The organism is Nostoc favosum CHAB5714, from assembly GCF_020829495.1.
Taxonomy (GTDB): domain Bacteria; phylum Cyanobacteriota; class Cyanobacteriia; order Cyanobacteriales; family Nostocaceae; genus Nostoc; species Nostoc favosum.
In genome coordinates, this window is sequence record NZ_JAIVFQ010000024.1 from 51,424 (window position 1) to 78,000 (window position 26,577).

Annotated in this window: 26 protein-coding genes and 1 riboswitch; of the genes, 11 read left to right on the forward strand and 15 right to left on the reverse strand. The window is 40.6% G+C overall.

The features are described from left to right. Positions 1-647: 647 nt before the first annotated feature. The 5 genes from LC586_RS17460 to LC586_RS17480 all read left to right on the forward strand — a co-directional run bounded on the left by LC586_RS17460 (position 648) and on the right by LC586_RS17480 (position 6,935). Positions 648-833, forward strand: a complete 186-nt coding sequence (locus LC586_RS17460; RefSeq protein WP_229486015.1) for a hypothetical protein — start codon at positions 648-650, stop codon at positions 831-833. Between the two features lie 370 nt (positions 834-1,203). Then, positions 1,204-3,081, forward strand: coding sequence for an NAD(P)H-quinone oxidoreductase subunit F (locus LC586_RS17465; RefSeq protein WP_229486016.1), 1,878 nt, complete (start codon positions 1,204-1,206; stop codon positions 3,079-3,081). Between the two features lie 52 nt (positions 3,082-3,133). Next, a complete protein-coding gene (locus tag LC586_RS17470; RefSeq protein ID WP_229486017.1) occupies positions 3,134-3,850 on the forward strand; it encodes a carbonic anhydrase in 717 nt (238 codons plus the stop codon). Positions 3,851-3,997: 147 nt separating this feature from the next. After that, positions 3,998-5,494 (forward strand): NADH-quinone oxidoreductase subunit M, encoded by a 1,497-nt coding sequence (locus tag LC586_RS17475; protein WP_229486018.1) that lies wholly within the window; start codon positions 3,998-4,000, stop codon positions 5,492-5,494. Positions 5,495-5,627: 133 nt separating this feature from the next. Continuing rightward, positions 5,628-6,935 (forward strand): CO2 hydration protein, encoded by a 1,308-nt coding sequence (locus LC586_RS17480; RefSeq protein WP_229486019.1) that lies wholly within the window; start codon positions 5,628-5,630, stop codon positions 6,933-6,935. Positions 6,936-7,515: 580 nt separating this feature from the next. On the opposite strand, the gene LC586_RS17485 is transcribed toward LC586_RS17480, so the two are convergent. Together LC586_RS17485 and LC586_RS17490 are read right to left on the reverse strand one after the other, a co-directional pair. After that, entirely contained in the window at positions 7,516-8,433 is a 918-nt protein-coding gene (locus LC586_RS17485; protein WP_229486020.1) for a glycosyltransferase family 2 protein, read from the reverse strand. Between the two features lie 133 nt (positions 8,434-8,566). Continuing rightward, the gene (locus LC586_RS17490; protein ID WP_229486021.1) at positions 8,567-8,923 is read right to left on the reverse strand and encodes a hypothetical protein; all 357 of its coding nucleotides are present in this window, start codon (positions 8,921-8,923) and stop codon (positions 8,567-8,569) included. 830 nt (positions 8,924-9,753) lie between these two features. Here LC586_RS17490 and LC586_RS17495 point away from each other — a divergent pair. Beyond that, on the forward strand, positions 9,754-10,149 hold the full coding sequence (locus LC586_RS17495) for a hypothetical protein (RefSeq protein ID WP_229486022.1): 396 nt from the start codon (positions 9,754-9,756) through the stop codon (positions 10,147-10,149). A 281-nt stretch (positions 10,150-10,430) separates the two neighbouring features. Here LC586_RS17495 and LC586_RS17500 read toward each other — a convergent pair whose 3' ends face one another. Together LC586_RS17500 and LC586_RS17505 are read right to left on the reverse strand one after the other, a co-directional pair. Next, a complete protein-coding gene (locus tag LC586_RS17500; protein ID WP_229452053.1) occupies positions 10,431-10,790 on the reverse strand; it encodes a Rieske (2Fe-2S) protein in 360 nt (119 codons plus the stop codon). Between the two features lie 355 nt (positions 10,791-11,145). Further along, complete coding sequence (locus tag LC586_RS17505) at positions 11,146-11,730, reverse strand: hypothetical protein (RefSeq protein ID WP_229486023.1); 585 nt, start codon at positions 11,728-11,730, stop codon at positions 11,146-11,148. A gap of 362 nt (positions 11,731-12,092) precedes the next feature. Between LC586_RS17505 and LC586_RS17510 the strand changes: the two genes are divergently transcribed. Beyond that, positions 12,093-14,081, forward strand: coding sequence for a S8 family serine peptidase (locus tag LC586_RS17510; RefSeq protein ID WP_229486024.1), 1,989 nt, complete (start codon positions 12,093-12,095; stop codon positions 14,079-14,081). A 349-nt stretch (positions 14,082-14,430) separates the two neighbouring features. Here LC586_RS17510 and thiC read toward each other — a convergent pair whose 3' ends face one another. The 7 genes from thiC to LC586_RS17545 form a co-directional block, all read right to left on the reverse strand. Beyond that, positions 14,431-15,804, reverse strand: a complete 1,374-nt coding sequence (gene thiC, locus LC586_RS17515) for a phosphomethylpyrimidine synthase (RefSeq protein WP_229486025.1) — start codon at positions 15,802-15,804, stop codon at positions 14,431-14,433. A gap of 7 nt (positions 15,805-15,811) precedes the next feature. Beyond that, a riboswitch (TPP riboswitch) is annotated at positions 15,812-15,908 on the reverse strand. A 75-nt stretch (positions 15,909-15,983) separates the two neighbouring features. Further along, the gene (locus LC586_RS17520; protein WP_229486026.1) at positions 15,984-16,199 is read right to left on the reverse strand and encodes a DUF6887 family protein; all 216 of its coding nucleotides are present in this window, start codon (positions 16,197-16,199) and stop codon (positions 15,984-15,986) included. After that, entirely contained in the window at positions 16,196-16,378 is a 183-nt protein-coding gene (locus tag LC586_RS17525; RefSeq protein WP_229486027.1) for a DUF6888 family protein, read from the reverse strand. Before LC586_RS17525 ends, LC586_RS17520 begins: the two co-directional genes overlap by 4 nt. A 140-nt stretch (positions 16,379-16,518) precedes the next feature. Next, on the reverse strand, positions 16,519-16,995 hold the full coding sequence (locus LC586_RS17530) for a DUF2726 domain-containing protein (protein WP_229486028.1): 477 nt from the start codon (positions 16,993-16,995) through the stop codon (positions 16,519-16,521). Beyond that, entirely contained in the window at positions 16,995-17,759 is a 765-nt protein-coding gene (locus LC586_RS17535) for a hypothetical protein (RefSeq protein WP_229486029.1), read from the reverse strand. Before LC586_RS17535 ends, LC586_RS17530 begins: the two co-directional genes overlap by 1 nt. 362 nt (positions 17,760-18,121) lie before the next feature. Then, complete coding sequence (locus tag LC586_RS17540) at positions 18,122-18,601, reverse strand: protein tyrosine phosphatase family protein (protein ID WP_229486030.1); 480 nt, start codon at positions 18,599-18,601, stop codon at positions 18,122-18,124. 243 nt (positions 18,602-18,844) lie between these two features. Then, positions 18,845-19,099 (reverse strand): hypothetical protein, encoded by a 255-nt coding sequence (locus tag LC586_RS17545; protein WP_229486031.1) that lies wholly within the window; start codon positions 19,097-19,099, stop codon positions 18,845-18,847. A 52-nt stretch (positions 19,100-19,151) separates the two neighbouring features. Here LC586_RS17545 and LC586_RS17550 point away from each other — a divergent pair, with 52 nt between their 5' ends. Both LC586_RS17550 and LC586_RS17555 read left to right on the forward strand, forming a co-directional pair. After that, positions 19,152-19,649, forward strand: coding sequence for a GNAT family N-acetyltransferase (locus LC586_RS17550; protein WP_229486032.1), 498 nt, complete (start codon positions 19,152-19,154; stop codon positions 19,647-19,649). 124 nt (positions 19,650-19,773) lie between these two features. Continuing rightward, positions 19,774-20,415 carry a TetR/AcrR family transcriptional regulator gene (locus LC586_RS17555; RefSeq protein WP_229486033.1) on the forward strand — a complete coding sequence of 214 codons (642 nt, stop codon included), beginning with the start codon at positions 19,774-19,776 and terminating at the stop codon, positions 20,413-20,415. Between the two features lie 280 nt (positions 20,416-20,695). On the opposite strand, the gene LC586_RS17560 is transcribed toward LC586_RS17555, so the two are convergent. Both LC586_RS17560 and LC586_RS17565 read right to left on the reverse strand, forming a co-directional pair. Beyond that, a complete protein-coding gene (locus tag LC586_RS17560; RefSeq protein ID WP_229486034.1) occupies positions 20,696-20,833 on the reverse strand; it encodes a hypothetical protein in 138 nt (45 codons plus the stop codon). 321 nt (positions 20,834-21,154) lie between these two features. Further along, positions 21,155-21,835, reverse strand: a complete 681-nt coding sequence (locus tag LC586_RS17565; protein WP_229486035.1) for an SDR family NAD(P)-dependent oxidoreductase — start codon at positions 21,833-21,835, stop codon at positions 21,155-21,157. A gap of 619 nt (positions 21,836-22,454) precedes the next feature. Here LC586_RS17565 and LC586_RS17570 point away from each other — a divergent pair. Beyond that, positions 22,455-22,904 carry a hypothetical protein gene (locus LC586_RS17570; protein ID WP_229486036.1) on the forward strand — a complete coding sequence of 150 codons (450 nt, stop codon included), beginning with the start codon at positions 22,455-22,457 and terminating at the stop codon, positions 22,902-22,904. Positions 22,905-23,240: 336 nt separating this feature from the next. Then, the gene (locus LC586_RS17575; RefSeq protein WP_229486037.1) at positions 23,241-24,188 is read left to right on the forward strand and encodes a glycosyltransferase family 2 protein; all 948 of its coding nucleotides are present in this window, start codon (positions 23,241-23,243) and stop codon (positions 24,186-24,188) included. 232 nt (positions 24,189-24,420) lie between these two features. Here the strand turns inward: LC586_RS17575 and LC586_RS17580 are convergent, their stop codons facing one another. Further along, complete coding sequence (locus LC586_RS17580; protein WP_229486038.1) at positions 24,421-25,011, reverse strand: Rho termination factor N-terminal domain-containing protein; 591 nt, start codon at positions 25,009-25,011, stop codon at positions 24,421-24,423. Next, positions 25,011-26,375, reverse strand: a complete 1,365-nt coding sequence (locus LC586_RS17585; protein ID WP_229486039.1) for a ParA family protein — start codon at positions 26,373-26,375, stop codon at positions 25,011-25,013. Before LC586_RS17585 ends, LC586_RS17580 begins: the two co-directional genes overlap by 1 nt. Positions 26,376-26,577 lie beyond the last annotated feature (202 nt).

Below are 26,577 nucleotides of genomic sequence, written 5' to 3' on the forward strand. Positions count from 1 at the left end.
TTAGCCTAGAACTTTAGTTCTGGGCGGTTTATGTATAGAATGAAATAGCCCTAAGTGAATATCCTAGCGAGATAACAGTAAGTATGTAGCTTCTCCGTCACTGATAATGTTTAGATAATGTTTATAAACTGTAAAGAAACTGTAATAAGGAATGGCTATAAGCCTCTTGTTACTTAACTTTAATCTTAACTTTGTTATGTTATGCCCCACTTTTTAGGGTTTGCGAATGTTTGCAGTGTAAGCAAAACTCTATATTGATATCTTGCTTCAATAAGTAGATAGGCACGAAAAAACTAAACTATATAAAGATAAATAAGTCGAATGCATTTACCGAGATGACTTAAATATAAGCGCTCATTTAAGGGTATTCTTGACTTGTGAGCAAGACCAAACTTTGTGTTTTAATTTAAAACTGTACACAAACCACAGGAAGTTAAAAATTAAGCAGCAATAATTAGGTTAAATGCAGATATTGGTACTAAGCTGTTACGCATAAAACTAGTACATTTACCTGATGACTGTTGACCGTTGACTGATGACCGATAACTGTCAACCGTCAACCGTCAACCGTCAACCGTGTGGTGTGTGTCTCAAGTATTAATGTGAATATAGACACAGTACAATAACTTGCATTAAAGGAAATACTGATGGAGCGTTCAAAATTAGTTGCCATTATTACAGGTGCGATTTCGATCATTTTAGCGATCGCTTACCTCATCTTAGTCCAACTGTTGGACTACCGGGACATGAAACCCGCCCCCATCAGCCAATTTGACCAAACACCTGCGATTATTTCTGTTTTTTGGCAGGTTGACAAAATTACCGAAGCGTGAATCACATTTAGCTGAATTGTAGAGACGCAAGTCCTTTGCGTCTTTTATCATTTATGTCAATAAGTAAAAACTCATAATGAATATTGATTAAGCCAACAGTTAATTCATAGATAAAAAACAATAGCTATTATTCATTACTCCAATAGTCTTTTATATAAGATTTATTTAGAGTATTGATCTCAAATTTGTTTAGATAAAGTAATACCATTTTGACAAAGATAACGGTAAGCTGTTTCTAAGAAAATTAAATAAAGATAAATTTGTCTGATCTGCGTAGGGGTAGCCTATCGTAGACATCGCTGGGTTAACGGGGATCAACGCGAGTTGACTCAAAACCCCAAATTTTTGATGACAATATAGAGGTAAGTTGATGGCTCAGTTTCTACTTGAGACTGTTTGGCTAGTTCCGTGCTATGCCTTAATAGGTGGCTTGTTAGCCGTACCTTGGTCGCCGGGGATCATTCGGAAAACGGGGCCAAGACCGGCGGGTTATGTAAACTTGGTAATGACATTTTTGGCGTTTGTACATAGTGCGATCGCCTTACAAGCAACTTGGAATCAGCCAGCCCAAGAAGTATTTATTCCTTGGTTATCTACAGCTGGTTTAGACCTCACCATTGCTTTGGAAATATCCTCGGTGAGTGTCGGCGCTTTGGTTGTGATTACTGGCTTGAATTTACTGGCGCAGATTTATGCCATCGGCTACATGGAAATGGATTGGGGTTGGGGACGCTTCTATTCCTTATTAGGATTATTTGAAGCGGGACTATGTGCCCTTGTTCTGTGTAATAACCTGTTCTTCAGCTATGTAATTTTGGAAGTCCTGACGCTGGGAACCTACCTACTAGTCGGCTTATGGTTTAGCCAGCCGTTAGTAGTCTCAGGTGCGAGAGATGCTTTCTTAACTAAGCGGGTGGGAGACTTATTCTTACTGATGGGCGTGTTGGCATTATGGCCCTTAGCCGGAACTTGGAGTTATCCAGAACTAGCCAAGTGGGCGGCTACTGCTAACGTCAACCCGACAACAATGGCACTGGTAGGTTTAGCCTTAATTGCCGGGCCGATGGGTAAATGTGCCCAGTTCCCCCTGCATCTGTGGTTAGATGAAGCGATGGAAGGCCCTGTTCCCAGTACGATTTTGCGGAATTCGGTAGTAGTAGCTAGTGGTGCATGGGTGCTGATTAAATTGCAACCTGTGTTAACTATCTCGCCCATAGTTTCCTCGGCTATGGTGGCCATTGGGGTAGTGACAGCGTTGGGTGCTTCTTTAATTGCGATCGCTCAAATTGATCTTAAACGCTGCCAATCCTATTCTGTCAGTGCCTACATGGGTTTAGTATTCATTGCCGTGGGAGTGCAACAATACGAAACGGCGCTGTTGTTAGTACTCACCCATGCCATATCAGCAGCATTGTTGGTGATGAGTACCGGGGGAATTATTTGGAATAGCATCACCCAAGACGTAACCCAATTAGGCGGATTGTGGACACGTCGCCCGATTTCAGCAATAGCCTTTATCGTCGGGACTTTGGGATTAATTGGTTTTCCACCCTTGGGTAGCTTTTGGGCGTTGATCAAATTAGCAGATGGCTTGTGGGAAACGCAACCTTGGTTAGTGGGAGTAGTAATAACGGTAAATGCTTTGACAGCCGTGAGTTTAACCAGAGAATTCGGTTTAATTTTTGGCGGTAAAGCTAGACAAATGAGTCAGCGATCGCCTGAAGCACACTGGCCGATGATTCTGCCAATGATAATTTTACTTGCTGTCAGTCTACATCTTCCTTTAGTGTTGCAAAGCTTATCACTTTTACCAGATTGGGCAACTCTCAATAAAGATGTCGCACTGCTTTTAATTTGGTCGAGTATTTTCGGTTGCAGTATAACTGGCGTGATTTATTTAGGTAATATTCCTAAACCGATTCGTCTGCCTTGGCAAGGTTTGCAGGACTTGTTCGCATACGACTTTTACACCCCCAAACTATATCGGATGACGATTATCTTCAGCGTTGCCAAAATTTCCCAACTTGCCGATATGATTGACCGTTTTGTAGTCGATGGCATTGTTAATTTCGTTGGTTTATTTTCGCTTTTGGGTGGTGAAGGTCTTAAATACAGCACCTCTGGTCAAACCCAGTTTTATGCCTTAACCGTTCTTTTAGGAGTAGGTGTTTTAGGAATGTGGGTAACTTGGCCATTTTGGGGAATGCAGTTTTTAAATTTGATTTTTCAAATCTCGACACTTGGGTAGTTAAGCACCGTTTTATTACAAGCAGACAGTTTAATCTTTTCAGGAGAATTCTATGAGCATACAACATCCCCAATTCAATCTTTCCAGAAGAAGTTTATTCAAGTTTAGTGCAGGTGCGATCGGTACAGGTGTATTGACAGCCGGACTTGGCTCAAAGTTACTTGCAGCCGAAAAAAAAGCTCCAGCAGAAGATGACATTACTCCGGATAAGGCATTGCAAGAGTTATTAGATGGGAATGACAGGTTTGTGAAAAGAAAACGGCGCAATCCCAACCAAACTTATTCACGTTTAGTCGAAGTTGCCAAAAGTCAAAAGCCCTTTGCTTCTATTCTAGGTTGTGCAGATTCACGAGTTCCTTCAGAAATTGTTTTTGATCAAGGACTTGGAGATTTATTTGTCTGCCGTATAGCTGGGAATATTGCCACAACACAGCAAATTGGTAGCTTAGAATTTGGCAGTTTAGTATTAGGCTCCAAAGTCATTATGGTAATGGGACATGAAAGATGTGGTGCAGTAGATGCCGCAATCAAAGGCGCTCAAGTACCAGGAAAAATTGGAAGTTTGCTTGAGGCAATTAAACCAAGCGTAGAAAGCTCAAAAGGAGAATCAGGAGATAAGTTAGAAAACGCTTGTAAAGCAAATATTGCGGCGCAGGTTGAAAGATTGAAAACCTCGTCAGTTTTATCTGAGTTAATCAAGGCAGAAAAGCTGAAAATAGTCGGAGCTTATTACGATTTAGATACTGGGAAAATCAGCGTAGTTAGTTAGCTTTTTTGTCCTTTGTCATTAGTCACTTGTACTGAGCGCAGTCGTTGGCGCAGCCTCTCGTAGAGAAGTATTGGTTAAGAGTAATTCATAAAGGACAAACGACAAAGGACGAAGGACAAAAAACGAAGGAAAAAGGACAAAATTACCATGTTAAGTGTATTGATTTGGCTTCCAATTTTCGCTGCTATTTTCATAGCAATATTACCTGTAAGTATCCCTAAAGATCGTATTCGTTTAGCAGCATTAGTTTTTTCTGGAATAGTTATCTTCTGGAACCTTTTTATCCTGCTAAAATTTGATATCAGCAATCCAGGAATGCAATTTAAAGAGTATTTACCCTGGAATGAAACCCTTGGATTGAGCTATCAAATAGGTGTTGATGGGCTTTCTATATTAATGTTGGTGTTAAATAGCCTGCTCACCTGGATTTCTATTTACAGCAGTAGTAAAAAAACTGAACGCCCTCGGCTGTTTTACTCCATGATTTTATTAGTTAGTGGAGGAGTCGCAGGTGCTTTCTTGGCTGAAAATCTACTACTATTCTTCCTGTTTTACGAATTAGAATTAATCCCCTTTTACTTACTAATTTCCATTTGGGGAGGAGAAAAACGGGGTTATGCTGGAATTAAATTCCTGATTTATACTGCTGTTTCGGGAGCATTAATTCTGGCAACATTCTTGGGTATGGTGTGGCTGAGTGGTTCTACCAATTTTGCTTTTGATGCAGTCTCAACAGAAAACTTGTCAACAGCAAAACAAATCCTTTTACTAGCAGGGATAGTATTAGGTTTTGGGATCAAAATTCCCTTAGTTCCCTTCCATACTTGGCTACCGGATGCTTACGTTGAAGCTTCAGCACCAATTGCCATTCTTCTCGGTGGCGTGTTAGCAAAGCTGGGAACCTATGGATTGTTGCGATTTGGGTTGGGTATGTTTCCTCATGCTTGGAGTATTATTGCACCGACTCTGGCAATTTGGGGAGCAGTCAGCGCTATCTATGGGGCAGTAGTTGCGATCGCTCAAAAAGATATCAAGCGCATGGTAGCATACAGTTCCGTCGGTCACATGGGCTATATCTTGCTAGCTGGTGCTGCTAGTACTCCCTTAGCGCTTGTAGGTGCAGTCGCCCAAATGTTTAGCCACGGTATCATCCTGGCGATTCTTTTCCACTTGGTGGGAGTTGTAGAAGCTAAAGTCGGAACGCGCGAGTTAGATAAACTCAATGGTTTGATGAGTCCCATACGCGGCTTACCTCTAATTAGTGCCTTACTAGTTTTAAGTGGGATGGCTAGTGCAGGTATTCCCGGTTTAACAGGATTCATCGCAGAATTTATCGTCTTTCAAGGTAGTTTCTCTGCCTTTCCCATTCCGACAATTTTGTGTGTAGTGGCTAGTGGATTAACCGCAGTTTATTTTGTCATCCTCCTCAACCGTACCTGTTTTGGTAAACTCGATAACTTCGCCTACTATCCTAAAGTTCTTTGGTCTGAGAAAATACCAGCTTTAATTTTGGCAGCTTTTATCATCTTTTTGGGAGTACAACCCACTTGGTTAGTGCGTTGGAGCGAATCCACAACTACAACAATGGTGGCTGCAATTCCCTCCTTAGAAAAAACCGTAATCTCTGAAGTAGCGCTGAAATAGAAAATAAATCAAAACACTTGTAGAGACGGCGATTTATCGCCTCTCAAAACCTATCCCCCAGACCCGATAAATCACCTCTCAAAACCTATCCCCCAGACACGATAAATCGCGTTTCTACCAATTTCCGATTACCATGACAGCAATTAAAACAGCAATTAAATTACCTCCTTCTAATCACGAATTTGCTGAAGTAATTCACCGCTTAGAAGCAGGCGGTGCAATGTTACCTGATACTCCAGAAAATTTAATGCAAATCATCGGTTTATACAAAGCTTATGCTGTGCCGATGGATTTTTACTGGCGTGACCTACTTTATATTGCCGAACGCGAATTTTTAAACCCGCTTCCCTTCTTTAAATACTTCTTACCCAAAGAGTATTTAGAACGGCATAATCATTACGCTGGCGATGATGCCGATTTACGAATTTGGCGCGGCGAAGCTACTGCACATCCAGAACTTTTGGCATTTATTGAGAAAGGTGAAACTTTCAAAATGCCCAAGTTGTTGCATCACTTATTCCACGATCGCATTAACATGGAATTTGCTGAAGCTTGTATGCGGGCGATGTTGTGGCACAGAGGGATGGGTGGACAATTTGACCCTTACCTAGATTCAGAAGAATACAAAGCCAACGCTGACCGAGCAATTAAAGCTTACTTCCAAGGGAACCCCGTAATGCTGGGACTTTACAAGCTGTTCCCAGATATGTTTTTAGAACAGTGCCGCCAGATGTCATACTACGCTAATCTGGGCTTATTCTGGGAAATCATGGCCCCGGTGTTCTTTGAAATGTCCGATCGCTATGACGAAGGTACCATTAGCAGCGTCCCAGAGGCAATGAGTTTCTTAGTTAATGGTATATTTGCGATCGCAGGTCGTCCCATTTACCATCACGTTTATATTCGTGGCGAATGCTACGAAATTATCCCCAAATCCAAGGGTTTCATGTGGCTATATGAAGCAGCATTACCTTATGTAGAAGCTGTTTTCTACCGCACCGCACCCTTCCGAGGGACAAAATCTTATAATGCTCAAGCGCGTCAAGTACCGGCAGACCAGAAAGACTTTCACTATGGTATTCTTTACGCTGATGTATTCCCAGTCGGTACTGCTGGCATTCCGCCCACATTATTAATGCAAGATATGTTGCATTTTTTGCCCCCATATCTTGTTGATTACTACAGCCAACATTGCCGGGGTGAAGAAGATATGTTGATTCAGTTGGGAGTTAGTTTTCAACGGTCGATGTACTGTGTCACTTCTGCGGTAATTCAAGCCTTGCGAACTGCACTTTTATATCCTTTAGATGACCAAAATCCCAAGCATTTACAAGCCAATCGAGATTTTTTTGAGATGCAGATAAATCGCTTTACTCGACCCGACTACAATATTCGTGATGCTGCTCGTTTGGGGAGTATTCAAACGCAAGATTATAGATAAGAGATCCCCCCAACCCCCCGATAAATTGGGGGGCTTTTTTTACTAATAGTGGATTGACGATTTCTCTTTATAATACAATACGCTTGGGTTAAGGATTTTTGGTGTTGAATTTAGGTATGTAGAGACTAGCAATTGCAACGCCTCTTGCATTGGATTTGGGGCTTAACTGAACTGTATTATTTTATAATATCCGTGGGCTAAATTAAAAGTATTTATTAATAAGACAATAGCCTTTCGCGTAACGCACCAAACCCTTAAAAATGGTGCGTTACGCTGTCGCTAACACACCCTACGTATATTTTAAAAAATCAAATATGAGTCAATACGCTTGGGTTAAGCATTTCTTTCTTCTCTCTGTTTTGCGCCAGTTGCTTCAAGTCTCTTAACCGCAAGGGCGCACTGGCTTCTCTGCGCCTCTGCGGTTCGTTGAAAAATTTGACCTTGATAAAGAGTTTTAGCCTTAACCCAAGCGTATTCAAATATGAGTCCTATAGTTACAGCATATTTCAAGTTTATGAGGTACAAAAATACCCCACCCGCGCACTCTCGCAGGTTGCGGATGTAGTAAAAAGTAATTTTATCAGGTTCGACTACATTTAGTTAATCGTTGCTTAATCGATTCAGGTAATCGTTCTGGATGCTTAGAAAAATAAAAGATTTTTAATAAACTAAAATTTATGTTCCGAGCTAACCAAATCTGCCATTGCTCCATCAGTGGTAGTGTTTTAATATAATCATTAAATAAGTTTCTCATTCGCACCAGGCTCATTCCTCTTGCAGAATCATCAAATGTTTTTGTTCCTGGATAATATCTATAGTTACCCCAAGTCTCATTGAAATACTTAACATGAGATGACCTAACCGCTTTCAAAAGGAAATCTACATCCATTGCATAATGTTCTTCTACTTTGTATAGTCCGATTTGCTGATGCAATGATTTGTGGTAAAAGTAAGCAGCAGGATTTAACGGAAAAGAAGCATCGATAATTCCATCGTCATTAATTCGTCTTTCTAACAATAAATCAATCGTCTTTAATTGTTTAGCTTTATTAATAAAAATTAGTTTCCCTTCCAGATTACAGATATTACAGTTGCCAACAATCAAGCTAGGCTCTGGTAAAATTTGGAAAATTTCACAGATGCGGTTAAGAACGTTTATTTCATAAAAATCATCAACATTTAAAACACCAATAATTTCTCCTTGTGCCATAGCAATTCCTTTATTGAGAGCATCAGATTGTCCTCGATCCTTTTCACTAATCCAGCGAATATGGGGATATTGATTGGCTTTATCCTTAATAATGTCTACTGTCTTGTCGCTTGAACCTCCATCGACAATGATATGCTCCACTTCTAAACAGTTTTGGTCAATGACAACTTGAATGCAAGATTCTATGAATTTCTCACCGTTATAAACTGGTGTAATTATACTAATCATTAACAAGCGCCTCTTGTGGGTATGCCAAAAGAATAATTTAAACGATTGATCTCTAATCATAGAGTTCCCCATTTGCACAAGTTTATAACGTGATATGATTCAGTGAAAATACGTAAAATTCATTGACACCAATGCCTCCTACCTCCTCCACTTTGACACTCCCCGCAGCTATGTCGTTCGCGCAAGCGTATCGCTAGAGAGGGGATTCTAACTTCACAGGGTATATAGCGTTTCCCAGTTTATTGAGGTACATCTCAGAACGGGAGCAACGCGATTTTCTGAAGTCAGACAAAAAACGAGCTCTCACGCAGTGTGCCGCAGGTATCGCTAAAACAACATACTTATCAACATCAAGACATTGATAAGCAATATTGCGATATTCATCATCAATATCGCAATATGGCTTATCAATATAGCGATATTCATCATCAACATCGGGACATTGATAAGCAATATCGCAATATTCATCATCAATATTGCGACTTTCATTATCAATATGGCGATATTCATCATCAACATCACGATTTTTGTCACTAACGTTAAAGCGCAATACGCTTGGCTTTGTGAAAAATTGCTTTGTTGGGTTACCCTGCCTTAAGGCAATACAGTTCAGTTAAGCATTTCTTCCTTCTCTTTGCGTCCTTTGCGTCCTTTGCGGTTCGTTAAAAAAATTGACTTTGACAAAGAGTTTTAGCCTTAAGTGAACCGTATTGTGCCTTAAGGGACTTCCAAATAAAAAAATACTCAAAAAACTGGCGAAAAAACTCTCTCCTCCTTATTCCTCTGTGTCGCGCCAGTTGCTTCAAGTCGGGGAACCCGCAAGGGCGCACTGGCTTCTCTGTGTCTGGAGTGGTAGCCTGCGGCAAGCCGATGCAGCGTCTACGTTTATTTGGATAATTTATTTCTTAAAAGTCCCTAAGCCCCTTTGGGTCTACGTTCCTCAAACGCCACTTGCTTCTCCCTTGGCGCTAGCCTCTCCCTTTGGGAGAAGGGGAGACGCTGCGCGAACAAGTCGGGAAACCGCAAGGGCGCAGTGGCTCCCCAACCTACGCAGTTTAAGGGTTTTGGCGCTAACCCAAGCGTATTGCGTTAAAGCGATTGATCGCCAATAAAACCAAGTGCAAAAGGCTAATTAAGAGAAATTACTCAAATTTGTTTAGGGATAGTGTTTAATATAGTACAGTTATTCACTAATTTTACTGTACCAAAAAACAGCTTTATTAGGTCAAAATAGCTCTTAACAAAGTTTGGGGGTTTAAGTCCCCAGCAAGACAGGCAGAACGTTTTGTGTCGGGGTCTAAATCCCCGTCACAAAACGTAATTGCGAATTGCGAATTGCGAATTGCGAATTGGTTTAATCCCCCTCTAAGGAATATATTTATGCCCCGTCAAAAACGCACATCCCGTATTATCGAAAAAGCTGAATTCAGAGCCGCTGGACTGAAAGCGATTGATTCAAGTATGGATTTTGGTGATAATTGCGATTTGCAAAACCTGACTCAATCAATTGAGCAGTTACGCACTATGATTGATTCTTATAATGCCGCTCTAGCTGTGATTGACTCTTCTAAAACTAAGATTGATGAGATGGAAAAAAGCTTGAGTAATCTTTCAGACAAGTTGGTGAGGGGAGTTGCTTTCAAGTATGGCAGAAACAGCAGCGAATATGAGATAGCGGGTGGCGTTCGTGAGAGCGATCGCGTCCGTAAAAGCAGGTTGACTCGTTTGAAAAGTAGTATACAAGAAACATCACCTCAGAGCGCTCAAACCGCTTAGTATTATCAATACCAATCCAGAGCGATCGCTAGCCTTAGACAGAGGAATCCTTACAGATTATATTATTTGTCATTGCGAACAATTCAGGAGCGATCGCCCGAATCAAAGCGTTGAATGATTAAGCGTTCCCGATCAAGGGTTGCTGTAGGCATCGCTATATATCTCTGAAATAGTTGCATTTTGAGAAAAACCCCAGCTAAACTTATCGGCTGGGGTTTTTGTCGCTTAACTCCTAAAAAATAGATCGGCTAATATATTGCAAGAAATTCAGGGAGAGGCCGCTATTCCTCTTGAACATCAACCCAAATACTGCCTTCTTCCACACGAATAGGAAATACTGGCAATGCTTTTTGTGGCGAAACCATCGAGAGTACTTTACCTACACCAGGTGGCCAAGAACACCAGCCTTGTACCTCACCAGTCCGCAGATCAAAAGCGCTGCGATGGAACGTACAAACTATTGCTCCATCTTCAGTGATTTTCCCACTTTTCAACGGTAATTTTAAGTGGGGACAGTTGTTATCTACAGCATAAAGCTGATTTTCGTGATTCAAAACCAGAATTTTTCGGTTGCCAACTTTCACCACTTGTCGCGTACCTGGGGAAAGTGCTTCGACTGCAAGAACTTTAGTCCAACTCATTAGGTTCTCCTTTCCTAATTAATCTGCTTTCAGTTTCTCGCAATTGTGACTAGTGCGATCGCCTTTCAGTACTGGGAAGTGCAAAAGGTTAACAATTCAAAATTAAAGATATTTCAGACGGGGATTTATATCATGTCCGCATAAATAGTTATGCTAACCACAGCCATTACACCCCACCCCCAGCCCCTCCCCGCAAGCGGGGAGGGGAGACAAAGCTACGCTTTGGCGGGGTGGGGTGATTCGGGTTTAATAAGCAATCAAGCGGACATGATATTAAACCCCGACTGTAGCAAGAATCGGCAGGGTAACTGATGCTATATGTAATAGTTGAGGTCTTAAACCCTTGAATTTACGATCAACGCCCTAGCCTAAAACCTCTTTCCATAAGCATCTGAAGTTCGATATTCTCAACTTTAGGTATCACTTCTAACTGAGGAATCCTGGCGATCGCATCTGCAATATTACCTGATTGGGCACGCAACCAAGCGGTGTGAGGTGCATAGTCAAGGCTTTCTACTATTTCGTAACCCGCTCGATTAATTACCTCACGCTGCGACTTCACATCAACGCCTTTAGCAAAGCGGATGAAAACAAGCCCAGTTGGTACTGCTAGGGAACCATTTGGTTGTAGTGTGTAAATTGGAGTTAGTGTTCCCTGTTCTGATTCATTGGGTTCGCCTGGAAAAATTGCTATTTTACCATCGTTAAGTTGTAAAATTGCTCCTGTTGCCAGAGTCCTGGGTTGATTGTAATGTATTGCATAGTACCCAGACTTACGAGTGTAGAATACAGCAGTGCGTAGGCGTAGCCCGTCGTAGGCATCGCTGCCAACGCGAATTTGTTCAGGATATTCAGAAAAGTAGTCTTTTTGAAATTTCACTTCAGCAATCAGGGGTAAAGAGTACGCCTGTAGAAAATACTCTGCCGCTAAATAAAACATTTTTCTCAAGTTCTAATGATGTTATAGCGTTTTTCAGTGGTATGGAATACAAATCTTTCATTCCAATGCAAGCTATACGCCTTTATTGATATTGAAGATTAGTAAAACAGCCTGACCTTGAATGCCTCTTTTCTGGAAAGACGAATCGAAGCGTTATATGAACTTAGATAGATTAAATTCTGTTTAAGCTGTATCTTTTTAATACCGTAATACACATATAGCACATGAAATTAGAAGCATCCATAAACTAAAAGTAAATGCCAAGCGCACGCTGCAAGAACACAACGCATGATGCGGTTTTTCCCATCTCAATGCCCAATTTTTAAGATAGTAATATTCCAAATATCCCAGGAGATAAAATTATGGTTCAAGTTCGTTATGGTGGGCAGAACGGCCAACAATATGAACTTGCTATCAGTGACGAACACGTTGTAGTGCGTACCGAAAGCCGCAGCGCTCTTATTGGTGCAAGACCCTTTGAAGTCGCACCAGTATCACCCACAGCTCGCAACATCCTTAATGAATTCGAGTTAGCAACGCGGTTTCGGCAAGCGGGTGTAGAAATTTTGCGAGCGAAAATTCCGACTGAAGGTGTGGCTTTGCGCGATCGCGCCCGTGAAATTCTCAATAGAGAGCCTGAAGTTCAATTTGCCGGACGTGTTCTTGTCGATCCAGTATCCCAACAACCTATAATTTACACCGAAAACCTCTTCCTTAAATTCCATAGCGAAGAAGAGTTAACGGTTTGCCAAGAGGTCTTAAGACGTTACGACTTAACAATTAAACGTCAACTGGAATATGCACCAAATGCTTACTTTGTCAGTGCATCTGCAAATACTGGTATAGCCATCTTTGAAATCGCCGAGAGACTTTTGAATGAAGAATCAGTTGATCTGTGCCATCCTGAACTAGTGCGTGAGTTACGCCAACGTCAGGTTTTCCCGCAGCAGTGGCACTTAAAGCAAACAACAATTAATGGTAAGGTAATTAATGCCCATGCCAACGTTGAGGCAGCTTGGAAGTTGAGCGATGGCACTGGGACGATTATTGCAATTATTGACGACGGTGTGGATCTTGAGCATGAAGAGTTCCGTTCCTCTGGAAAAATTGTTGCCCCGCGTGATGTCACACGTAAAACTGACAATCCCAGACCGGGAAACGACAATAACCACGGGACAGGCTGTGCAGGAGTAGCTTGTGCAAACGGCAAGTTTGGTGCATCTGGTGTGGCACCAGGTGCAAAGCTGATGCCGATTCGTTTAGCTTCGGCGCTGGGGTCGCAGGATGAAGCAGATGCTTTTGTTTGGGCGGCTCAAAATGGTGCTGATGTAATTTCTTGTAGCTGGGGGCCAGCAGACGGTACTTGGTTTGAGCCAAACGATCCTGTACACAACCAGAAAGTACCTCTGCCTGACTCCACACGCCTTGCTATAGATTTTGCAATTAATAAGGGACGCAACGGCAAGGGCTGTGTAATTTTATTTGCGGCTGGCAATGGTAACGAAAGCGTCGATAATGATGGCTACGCCAGCTACCAAAAGGTGATTGCTGTGGCAGCTTGTAACGACTACGGCACGAGAAGCGCTTACAGTGACTTTGGTCAGGCGGTCTGGTGTGCCTTCCCCAGCAACAATGGTGAGAGTTCTCAAACCACTGGAATTTGGACAACCGATTGCTCTGGTGTACTTGGCTATAATTCGGGTAATCGGAATCTAGGTGACGTCCCAGGCAACTACACGAACCAATTCGGCGGAACTTCCAGTGCTTGTCCAGGTGCAGCTGGTATAGCAGCCCTAATTATTGCCAGAAACCCAAATCTGCGTTGGGACGAAGTGCGAGATATTATTAAACGCTCCTGCGATCGCATTGATCAAGCTGGAGGTAAATATGATGCCAATGGTCGCAGCCCTTTCTACGGTTACGGTCGAATGAATGCTCTCAAAGCTGTAGAATTGGCCAAGCCCGCTCAAACATCGCCTATCAGCATATTCAAGGCAGTTCAAGATATCCCAATTAACGATTTGCAGATATCAACATTGTCGTTGGCGATCGGTAGTACTAGCCTGATAAAATCCATCAAAGTTAATGTAGACATCGAGCATACTTTTATTGGTGACCTTGTAGTTACTCTCCTTCCCCCAGTGCAAACAGGTGTACTTCCTGTAATTCTGCACGATCGCCAGGGCGGAGCTACAGATAATATTAAAACAACCTATGACGAGGTAAATACCCTTAAACTTGCTACCTTTAAAGGTAAAAGTCCCGAAGGAACCTGGACTATTGAAGTTGCAGATCAAGCTGACGCAGATACAGGAAAAATTCGCAGCTTAACCATTGAAATTGGATTTTAAAGCTTGTAGAGCAATACAGTTTAGTTAAGCATTTTTTCTTCTCTTTCTTCTCTTCCTTTTCTTCCTTCGTGTCCTTTGCGTTCTTTGCGGTTCGTTAAAAAAATTCACTTTGACAAAGAGTAAAGCCTTAACCCAAGCGTATTGGCTTATAAGGTGTGTGATCGTCGAAAGTACGGCATCACCTCAAATTTTAAGTGCGTTAGGACGAATGTCCGTAACGCACCCTACAAAACTAAAGTCGATATGACAATCTGTTATACCAATTTGAAAAATGATTAAGACAGATGGATTAATTAAACACGCAAATAAAAAGCGATTCTCAATCCAAAATCTAAAATCCAAAATGGTATTAGCTTTGAGTCACAGCCTCTTTTGCCAAGAACTTCTCTAATTCTGTCAGCGCATCAGCATCAACCTTAGTTTGCATTGGGCAGAACTTAGGCCCACACATCGAACAAAACTCAGCAGTTTTATAGATATCTGCTGGCAGAGTTTCATCGTGATATTCCTTAGCTCTTTCTGGATCGAGTGATAATTCAAACTGACGATTCCAATCAAAGTTGTAACGCGCCTTAGAAAGTTCATCATCTCTATCTCTTGCACCAGGGCGATGTCTAGCAATATCAGCCGCATGAGCTGCTATTTTATAGGCAATCAACCCATTCCGCACATCTTCGGCATTTGGTAGACCCAAATGTTCTTTAGGTGTTACATAGCACAGCATTGCAGTACCGTACCATCCAGCCATTGCTGCTCCAATAGCTGAAGTGATATGGTCATAACCGGGAGCAATGTCTGTCACCAATGGCCCCAAAACATAGAAAGGTGCTTCAGAACACTCTTCCATCTGCTTACGGACGTTGAACTCAATTTGATCCATTGGGACGTGTCCAGGCCCTTCCACCATCACCTGTACATCATCTTCCCAGGCTTTGCGAGTTAGCTGTCCAAGGGTTTTCAATTCAGCTAATTGTGCTTCATCTGAGGCATCATGGGTGCAGCCAGGACGCAGGGAATCTCCTAAACTGAAGGAGACATCATACTTCTTGAAAATCTCAATAATATCTTGGAAGTGGGTATAAAGCGGGTTTTGTTTGTGGTGATGTAGCATCCACCGCGCCAAAATACCGCCGCCGCGAGAGACAATACCAGTGATGCGGCTTCTCACCAAAGGCAAATGCTCAATTAAAATCCCAGCGTGGATAGTTTGATAGTCTACTCCTTGCTGGGCGTGCTTTTCGATGATATGGAGAAAATCATCAGCAGTCAGATTCTCGATTGTGCCGTGGACACTTTCTAAAGCTTGGTATACTGGCACTGTACCAATGGGAACAGGTGAAGCCTTGATGATGGCGGTACGAATTTCATCCAAATTACCGCCACCTGTGGACAAATCCATCACGGTATCAGCACCGTACTTCACCGCCAGATTCAGCTTATCAACTTCTTCCTGAAGATTAGAAGAGTTGGGAGAAGCGCCGATATTAGCATTTACCTTACATTTAGAGGCGATGCCAATAGCCATCGGCTCTAGGTTAGTGTGATTAATATTAGCAGGGATAATCATTCGTCCCCGCGCCACTTCCTCACGAATGAGATCAGCAGGGAGATTTTCGCGTTGGGCGACGTAGTGCATTTCTTCGGTGATAACACCTTGGCGGGCGTAGTGCATTTGAGATACATTACTCTGCCCACGTCGTTTAGCAACCCATTCTGTCCGCATATTGTAATTCCTCAATAAACAGCTTCCCTCCGCTGGTATTACCCAGACTCAGGTGTTAAGGGTGTGATCTCAGCCTGGTTATGTAGGCACCCCTAGCATGGATGTAGTGTACCACCTTCGTTATATCTGGGAGCAAGGGTGTTAACAATTTATGCTGTTTTTTCGGAGTCTGGCGATGTCTACGACGGGCTGCGCCTACGCTGTTTCTGTTGAATAATGTCTAATACTGCCTTGTGGATTTCCTCTGGAGTCATTGATGCGGGATAAGTCGCAGAGGGAGGTTTTGCCGTCAAACGATCTACAAATGCGTAAAAAGCCTCTTGATCGTCTCGATGTTCATAGACATAGGTGCGTAATTCTGCTTCACTCATAGCATCAAAGTTTGGTTTTGTCATAGGTATCGCCAATTTCCATCACGACTAATTAAAATTTCTATTTCATTGCCAGATAAGATGAATATGTTTCCTGTCCGCTCATCTAGACGAACTATGTAGATGGGCAAGTAAGCTGTAGTCAATGATTGACACAGATGGATACATTTTAGCCCTTGTGCTGCTGTTGGAAGGATAACCACTCCTTTGATATAAAAGCTTATTTATATTTTATAGTAATTTAATGGAGCTAAAGCTATACCATAGTCTGTTAATTTTGCGTAGTTTACAGCCGGAGGCATCGCTGAGATTTATAGCTATTGATGTGCAAACATCTTGTGGTTTAGCAAGCTGTAACTCGAACATCAGAAGAAAAAGATTGTTCGCAATACTTTCTAATTAGGGCTTGGGCATTTTCGCGTCGGTTTCCTGTAAATAAATTACATACTACTTCTTCATATTCAGAGTAAATATATAATAATCCAAAATCTTTCACCCGTGAATAAAGTAAGGGAACCTCTGCAAGAGCGAGTAAAGTTGCTTTTTTGCGATCGCGCTCCTTTGCTTCATCTGAGTCATGATATGAAGACTGAAAATCTACAACCAAACAAGGTTTATAATCATGGTTTGTTATTAAAGCATCCACATTAGAGCTAAAGAAAAATTTTTTTAGTTCCCAATCAATGCTGTTATCCAGTTCGCAAAATTGGCATAAGCTAACCTGTGTATGAATTTTATAACTATCATCTACACAAGTTTGCAAAAACTCTAGCATCCTTTCTTCGTATGCATTAACTAGCCTTTTGACTTTGAGAGACATTATTGTTGCTCCATGAGTATTTTTGCAAAATAAGTAATAAATTCTTCTAAAACTTCTCTTGAATTTATAGCTACCTGATATGCATAATTAAAAAGCTTGTCTTTACCTATGTCGCCCTTACCAATTTTTAAGCAACAGTCACTATTATCCAAATAGTTTGAAAGTGGATGTTTACTTATATATTTTTTTTGTATTATATCAATGAGTTGCATATCATTAATATTCTGAATTTTAGAATCAGAATAAGCATTTTCTGCTTCCCTATAAGCTATGCCATCAAAATTTAATTCAAAATCTCCAGCAATTTGGCCTTTAAAAGTTTCTCTATATTCTTTAGTTAAATCAAAAAAAACGTTTTTTTGACTAGGTATGATCCAATAAAATTTAGATATTTCCTGAAACATTGTTACTACATTTTTCAATTCAGGCATTTTTGTCAAAAAATTGATTGAAAAGTTTAGCTTTAGCAAATATGGCTCTAATATCTCCTGAGGAATAGAAATGGATAAACCTTCTTTTCTCTGAGCCAAAATAAGCTGATAACGTTTAGCTCCTTTTCCAGGATTTTTCAGTTTATATCCTATGTATTGAGATGTTCGCTTCTCCTCAAACTTGTCATAAAAACCAAGTTTATCCAGCAGATTGGTAGCCAAAGACATTAAATCTTCTCCACCTTCAATCACCTGGATATTTGTTGAAACCAAACGGGGAACGCCGTTTTCTACTTCAAAACGCTGGATAACATCGTATATAATTTTTGACATGAGTTAATTACCAAAAACCTTGGCTAAGGTTCATGGAAATAGTTTAACGCTTATTCTCAAATAATCCAATAGTCTTAGATAATATTTTTGGATTTTCTTGGAAGTGCTAATTATCTCCATAGGTTGATGGCTATGCGAAAGGCGATCGCACCCTCACACCCTTCAACCAAAAGCTTTTAACCACCGGGTATTATGGGGCGATCGCCTTGAATTTGTACCTTGGCTCATCCACTGCTGAGTTGCACGAATTGTACCTGAGTAAAAAAAAGGTCTTACTACGCAAAACCGTCCCTCTCCGAGTCGGAGAGGGACAGACTTGAACGAAAGTTCAAGGCAGGGAGAGGTTTTTCAAACTCGCTATTTCAGCAAGTAGGCACAACTACTTTCGCATGTTTGTTAACGTAGTCCACAAATAATTGCTTCAGCCGGGGACTAACGCCAGCGTGTTCAAAGAATCCAAAGCCCAGATTCTTAGCTCTTGCTAAGGTTTCTTCTGGTGTTAATCCTTCGTGGATAGCGATACTTAAGAGTGCAATTCCAGTCGAGCGCATCCCAGCTGCACAATGCACAACTGCTGGTTTAGGGATTTGTTCGAGTGTCCTGAGAATTTTGGTAATAGCCTCTTCATTCAAATTTTTTAAATCCACCTTGAGGGGAACATTCGTATAATGCAGCCCCAATGCTTCCGCTACTTTTTGCTCATCCTGGGAAAATCCTAACTCATCAGGCGATCGCAGATTTAGAACGGACTTAAAACCTTCTTGAATAGCTTGCTCAAGCTGTTTTGGTATAACTTGTCCCGTTGTTGTCAAGTTTTCGTTAATCTGTATGGCGTTGATCACATTCACTCCTTTTCAATTTCTAATGGCTTCCAGCTTTGTAAATAGTTGAATCGGCAAGCTTTAAGAAGATGTTCAAATAAGCACCGCAAAATTAGCTAAATATCACAAGATATTGCTTGATTAATTCAAAATACAGATTTTGAAGCTGGTTATTTTATTGCTTTATCCATAATATACGGTTTGTCGATAGTGTTTATGTTGATTAAAAACTATTATAGTTTTTGTGTATAAAATTACCGTAGCTTATAGTTTAGAGTTGTCATTGATCGCATTACAGGCGGCGGTGTGATCAGTGGCTATAGCCAAACTTCCCGTGCGGCTGTAGTTGCTCATGTTACTGCTGCGAGTCACAATGTTTAAGAAATCAGATAGCAGATTGTCTAGCGAGTTGTGACTCAATTGCAAACTGCTAAGATCAGTAAAGCAGTTAATAATTTGGCTAGTTGATGTGTTGCGATGTCTACGACGGGCTACGCCTACGTAACTAAAATTTCTCACAACATACCAAAAAGTCAAACAGGCATGTAATCTGAATACCAGCCCTGAACCTATGAGCGCTAACGAAATATCTCTTCGGCCTGCCCAACAAACAGATGCGTGGGTGCTGAGTGCAATTCATATTGCTGCCATCAAAGCTCTGCCTGCAACTTTCTACACCCGAAAAGAACTTTTAGCTTGGCGTAATAACCGCGATAAACCTGATGGTTCCAATATCTTGAAGAGTATGAAAGTGGAAACTTTTTGGGTTGCGATCGAGGGAGATGCTGTTATAGGTTTTGCTAGTTTTATGGTTGATGAACTAATCGGGCTATATGTCCATCCTAAATATCAAGGTAAAGGGATCGGGCGTGCTTTAGTTCAACATTTTTGTGATGAAGCAACTAATCAAGGTATAAATAAGGTAATTACAACTGCTAGTCTCTATGCCGAAGGCTTTTATTTACGATTGGGATTTACTGCCATCCAAAGAGCACCTCATTATTTAAGAAATGGAGTAGTTGTCCCAGTTACTAAAATGAGTAAAATATTAGCTATTGCACCGAAATAAATTTGAGTCAATATAACAAGATTTTCAATAACTTTAAAAATCCTGGTATCAAGATTATTTTTCTTCAAATTGCGGCAGCTTTTTGCACATAACATATCATGTAACTAAGTACTTGCCAGCATAAATGAATAAAACCATCCGTTCATCAACTCTCACCCGTACACGTTTGATAGAAGCCGCCTCGCAAGTATTTGCTAGTTTAGGTGTTCAAGGAGCTACTACCCGTGAAATAGCTCGTGTTGCTGGTGTGAATGAGGTGACTTTATTTCGTCACTTTGCTAGCAAAGAACAACTTCTAGGAGCAGTAATCGAAAATGCCTCGGCACTCCAAACAGAAGCCCTTGCACACCCCGAAGCCTGGACGCAGGATTTAAAAACTGATTTAAAACAGTATGCACACCTTTACAATACTATGCTAGAGGCACAGGAAGACTTAATTCGTACCTTTATTGGAGAAGCTAAACGTCATCCAGAGGCAGCCAAACAAGTGATTCAAAAAGCTGCCAAGCCCTTAGGAGAAAAACTGGTAGCTTACCTGCAATCAAGTCAAAGACGAGGTAAGGTAAAAGCAGACCTTGATCCATTTCCAGCAGTCGATATGTTTACAGGAATGCTGTTAGCTGGAATGCTATGCCGTAGTACAAATTACAATCAAGGCAGCTATAGCTGTGAGGATTATATCGAAACCTGTGTAGATATTTTTGTGTGCGGGATCAGTGCCACTCCCCTCTCAGTTATCAATACGGCTGTAAGCCATGATTTTTGAAGGTAGGTTATTTCTGCGTGACCAAATAATTACTAATTCGTAATGACGCTCGTTCCGACGCTCGTTCCTCGCTAACGCTGCGCTATCGCTACCGCTACGCTAACGTAATTCGTAATTAAAGGTACAGAGCAACTAACTAAAGTTTATGGAGACAAATAAATTTATTCCTTATTTCAGAGCAAGCGACTTCAGTCGTGGGGTAATAATTACGAACTTGTACTGAGCGTAGCCGAAGTATTACGAATTATAAATTACGAATTATTTTGACTCCCTACCAAAACTACTCATGAGGCAACAGCTTTAGCGATCGCTGTAACTCATCTTTGCTCAGGGTAGTTAGCTTTATTCCAAAGTGTAATGCTTCTAAGAGTATCGTCTGTTCATTTCCGGCTTCGAGGTCGCTACAACTGAGGGACATAATTTAGATTATTTTCTTTTATGTAAAGCTTCAGTAATTTCACTATATCTTTAAGAAAAATTAATTAACATATAACTCCCGTTACCGACAGTTTGCAACTAGGTGAAATACAGAATCGAAAACTCAAAACCAGATATGGAGCCTGTTTGACCGAAGAGGCAGGGGAGCAGTTCTTGCTGGGGGCAGGGGGAAAGATACTGGAATTGCCCTGCTACAAGGGTTTCATATCATGTCCGCATAATTAGTTATGATTCCCACAGTCATTGCACGCCACCCCGACAATCGTCGCTTTGTCTCCCCTCCCCGCAAGCGGGGAGGGGATTAAGGGGTGGGGTTCTTCGGGTTTAATAAGTAATGAGGTGTAATTGCCTTGCGTCGTTCTTCGATCCGTTGTTTGGCAACGGGATCAGTAATTTGGCTGTCAATTTCCGTATCCACCAAACCTGGTTCGATGATGGTGACGCGAATGTTGTCCTTGTGGACTTCTTGGCGCAATGCTTCTGAGAGGGCATTGACACCCCATTTGGTAGCATTATAAACACCGACGCCAGCCCGCGCTGTCCGGCCAGCCACTGAGGAGATATTAACTATATGCCCCGATTTTTGCGCCTTCAAAACAGGCAAAACAGCATGAGTAGCGTATAACACTCCTAGTACGTTGAGGTCAAACGATCGCCGCCAGTCTGAGCTATTCCCTGCTTCAATGGTTCCTAGTAAGGCAATCCCTGCATTATTTACAAGAATATCAACCCTTCCCAATTCTGCATTTGCCTTTGCCACCAAGTTATTTACCTGGGTTTCGTCAGTCACATCAGTGACAATGGGCAATGCTTTGCCACCACTAGCTTCTATACGTTGTGTCAATGCCTGAATGCGATCGCCACGCCTAGCAGCAAGCACTACTGTTGCTCCAACTGAAGCCAAGGCGATCGCAGTTGCTTCTCCAATTCCCGCTGAAGCACCAGTGATAATTGCTACTTTTCCCTCTAATTTCGCTGTCATTTATCTAAATCCTTAGTAATTGATAATTGGCTATGGGGCATTGGGTATTGAGCATTAATTATCGGAAATTAAAGGGTTTAAGACCCCAACCATTACACGTAGCGCAGTTTCAGTTGGGGTTTAAATCCCCATCTGAAAATGTCTAAAATGTTTGAATTTTGAATGCGTGAATTTTGAATTGTTAATCCTCTCCCTACCTCTTACTGATCCTAAAACAGATGCAACTGCTGCCCTATACAGTGCCAGCCTGACAAAGCCAGAGGTTGTGCTTACGTTTAGCGCGACTTTGACTTTACGGTTGTGAATAGTTTGCATACGTATATTCCTTGTAAGGTGCTATCCTCACTACCTGTTCACAGCGATCGCAGTAGGTGCTTCGTTGATCAGAAATGTTTTAGATGAATTTAAAAATTCAGAGGCATCGATTTCTCAATCGGTAAGACTGGCTTTTCTACTTGTCATATATTTGGTAGAGTACCTAGATACTCTTAACTCCAGACTCCTTCGACTATAATATTCAACGAAATACGGTAACTCGATAGAGTTATTGTACTTAGCTAGTTAGCAAACTATCATAGACAACTCCAAGAAGCAAGCTCTAGAGGTTTTCGTATAAGCAATGACTCAAAAAGCTGCCTTATCTCGATTTGCATTGGCATTTATTGCAGGCTTTGTGTCTGTTTTGCTATTTCACCAAGGTGTGTTGGCGTTGCTACATGCAGTGAATTTCGCGCCTCGCGCCCCCTATGCAACTGCACCGACACAACCATTCGGAATTCCGCAAATTTGGTCAAGCGCATTCTGGGGAGGGATTTGGGGACTGATTTGGGTAGCAATCGCGCCTCGTTTTCGACATGATAAAAGCTATTGGTTAGCAGCATTGATATTTGGTGCAATTGTCCCGACCCTAGTGGCTTGGTTTGTGGTTGCGCCACTCAAGGGTCAGCCCATCGCTGGAGGATGGAAACTTGTGGGAATAGTGACAGGTTTATTAGTTAATGGTGCTTGGGGTGTTGGAACCGCCGGGTTGCTGAAATTATTTTCTAGAAGGCAGTTGTTCAACAGCTAGACTTATTAGCACTCCTACGAGTTTCTATTGAGTATAATTATTGCAAAAACTAATAAATTGTTCAACAAAACAATCAATAAAATTAAAATAGATATAGCAGTCCTAAATCATTCGTGAAAATTATATCTCTCTTTCTTCTTTTTTTCCTTGGCGTCCAACTCTTACGAGACGCTGCGCGTTGGCGGAAGCCTCTCGCAGAGAAGGCGTCCTTGGCGGTTCGTTTCCTAATCTATATTTTTCACAACTCAAATAGGATTGCTATATCAGCTAAATATAGCTTTATTGGCGGTGGATTAAATTAGCAATTAATATAAATTTTTTATAATAGTATATAATATGCCTAAAATTACTGTTTGCATTCCTACTTTTAATCGTGTGCATCTCCTTCCTTATGCTATTGACAGTGTACTCAATCAGTCTGAGCAAGACTTTGAGCTAATTGTTTGTGATGACGGTTCTAGCGATCGCACACCTGAGTTGATGTCACAGTATACAGACCACCGGATTAAATATATCCATCATCTGCAAAATATTGGTAAAAGTAATAATATGCGCTCTGGCTTTGATGCAGCCAGTGGTGAATATTTTATTAAATTTGATGATGATGATCGGCTAACACCTAATTTTCTGGCAAGTACCGCAGCTATTCTTACCCAAGACTCTAGCATTGATTTTGTTGGTACAGACCATTGGATAATTGATATTAACAATGTGCGGGATGAGGCAAAAACTCAAGAAAATTCTCATCGCTGGGGTAGAAATAATTTACCAGCAGGGGTTGTAGATAATTTATTAGAAGTTGTATTTATTCAGCAAAGCTTTCAAGTTGGGGCAACATTATTTCGCCGTAAAACATTGCAAGAACTAGGATATATGCAGCCAAATCTGCAAAATTGTGAAGATAATGATTTATTTGTGCGTCTAGCTTTGGCTGGAAAAAAGGGATATTACTTACCAGAATTATTGATGGAATATCGCTACCATGCAGAGCAGCAAGGTATCAATCGAGCTATTCCTTATTTATTTGATAAACTCCGGTATTTAGAAAGTTATAAATTTGAGTCGGAAAAAATAGAGACAATCAGGGAAAATCGTCTAACTGAAACGCAATTATTATTAGGTTTGCGTTTAATTGAAAAGGGTGAAACGCAAAAAGGCAGAGAGCTAGTTTTAGCAGGACAGTCTTTTTCAACTCCTAAAGCTTGGACTGGTTTAGGATTATCACTGTTACCAGTTGGTTTGCGAGGTAAGGCGTTTAATGCATTGCGACAGGTGCGGGGTTAGAAAATAGTTCTTGAAATGTTTCACGTAGAAGTGCAGAGAAAATTATGCAGGGTTTTTACACTGTGAAGAACTTATCCTAATACGGTTCAGTTAACCCTAAAAACTTTAAGCTGCGTAGGTTGGGTTGAGGAACGAAACCCAACATTAAGCGTTAATTGTTGGGTTTCACTTCGTTCAACCCAACCTACTAGCTGCTAAAGAGTTAGTCTTCCAAAAGCTGTTGAAGAATAATTTAAGATTTTAAATTATTAGCTATTGCTGCAATGAGTTCACTCTTATTCATTTTTGAATAACCCATTATTTTCTGTTGCTTGGCCTTCTCTTTAAGCTGTGGAACTGTCATAGCGTCATACTCAGACTTTTCAGATTTTTCTTTCTGAGTTTTTTTCTGATTACCAGGTTTCGGCTTTTGTGTACTCAAAATATTTTCAATTTTTTTTACCGATTCAGCTAATTCAGTAATTTGAGTAGCAAGACTTTCTAACTTTTCTTTTACGTCGTTGTCACCGAATTCTCTTTTCCTCATTAATTTAATTTGTTTATAGAGAACTTCTTCATTATCTGGATCAAGAACAAATGCTCCAATATACTCACCCTTTTGAGGATCTATCTCTTTTGCTATAGCAGCAGCATAGTATTCAAAGTGTCCATCAACAACCTCATACGACTGTGCACTAGTTCTACGAAGAATTAATGGGTTGATAATTCCTTCAATTTTCAAAATTAACTCTGCTGTTTGCCTCAATTTATCTTCTGAGAATTGTGAACACAGAACAGGAGAAGATATTTTTTTTACAGCTATAAATGAATTAGATAGTTTCATTAAGGCATTCCTATTTTTTGTAAAACTTCTATTGCTAATAATTCCATTTCTTGAGCAGAAGTAGAATTTGGTTTAAAATCAAGCACAGACCTGGGATCAGGTATTTCCATATTGCCTATAATTTTAACTTGTTCGCCGCATTTTGCTAGATCCTCTCTTTCATATATGACACTATCCATCACATTCAAGCCATAGCGTTTTGTAATCTGTTCTATACGTTTTGGTAAAGTAGATTGGATAAATTTAGCATTAGTTGAAATTTTGCAAGGAAGAACACCAAGTATTTCAATAGGTGCTTTACTGATATATTTTCTAACCTTATCAATTCGCTTAATAAACTCCTTTACATTCAATAGCCCTTGATTGGCAAAAGGTTTTAAATCAGAAGGAATAAGTAAATAGTCAGCTGTTATTAAGGCAATTTCGGAAAAAAGATCAATGGCGGGAGGTGTATCAATTATAACAATGTCATAATTATTTTCTATCACATTCAATTTGAGAATCAACATCATTTTACTATCAGGCTGTTGACTAAGTTCGTATTCATATTTCATTAAGTTAATGTGAGAAGGAACAACATCAATCTCCGGTTGACTAAATAGGGATGTCCTCGCAACCTCTTTTATAGGAAAAGAGTCTTCTGATAGTAAAACGTTACTAATATTACAGTCTTTTAAATCATCTAGTTCTTCATCATCAAATCTAATTAATCCTGTTGCCAACGTAGTATTAGCTTGGCTATCTATATCAATGATTAATACCCTCTTTCCTTTCTTTCTTAATGCAGCTGCCAAGTTAACCGTAACAGTTGTCTTACCTACGCCACCTTTGTTATGATAGATTGCGATTGTTTTCATTGAATGTTGCCTCTTTGTTTGCAAATTTAAAACATTTTCAGTTATTTTAACTTCTGTTTTATTTACCAACTGTCCTTCTTTTAGACTCTCTCTACCAATTAAACCTTTAATATTCTCTAATTTCGTCTCAACGTCCTTCCCAGAACACTGAAATACTAATTGAATATCAGTCTGCAATTTTTGATAAATTTTAATCTCTTTGCCATTAGTTAGCAATCCATACCTGACATTTAAGCTGGTTAAATAATGCCTGAGTCGGAGGACATGATGATTTAAGTTTTGTTTGGGATGCTTTGCCTCCATGACGACACTCAACGGCGAATTGGCATCTAAGACAAAGGGAATCACTTGTGCGGCAAATGCTAAGAAATCTAAGCGGATGCTACCAACGGCAACCTCTTGATGCCAGGTGTCAGGAGTATAACCTAGCTGCGGTAGCAAATATTGCACTATGAGTTTGCTTTCAACTTCGCTTTCGTTACGGCACAGCTCAGGATTAAAAAGCAATATTTTTCTACCTCTAAATAATTATTGAACTTGGGATAAAACCTGATATTTGCTAGATTATGGCATAGCCTTAATTATGTTGAGTGATATAAATCACTTACAAAGATATAAATAATTATCATAAAATTAGTACTTTTGCTGGTAAAGTAACCACTTTTGAGAGCTAGCTATATTCAAAAGTACCAGGCTACGTATGTATTTC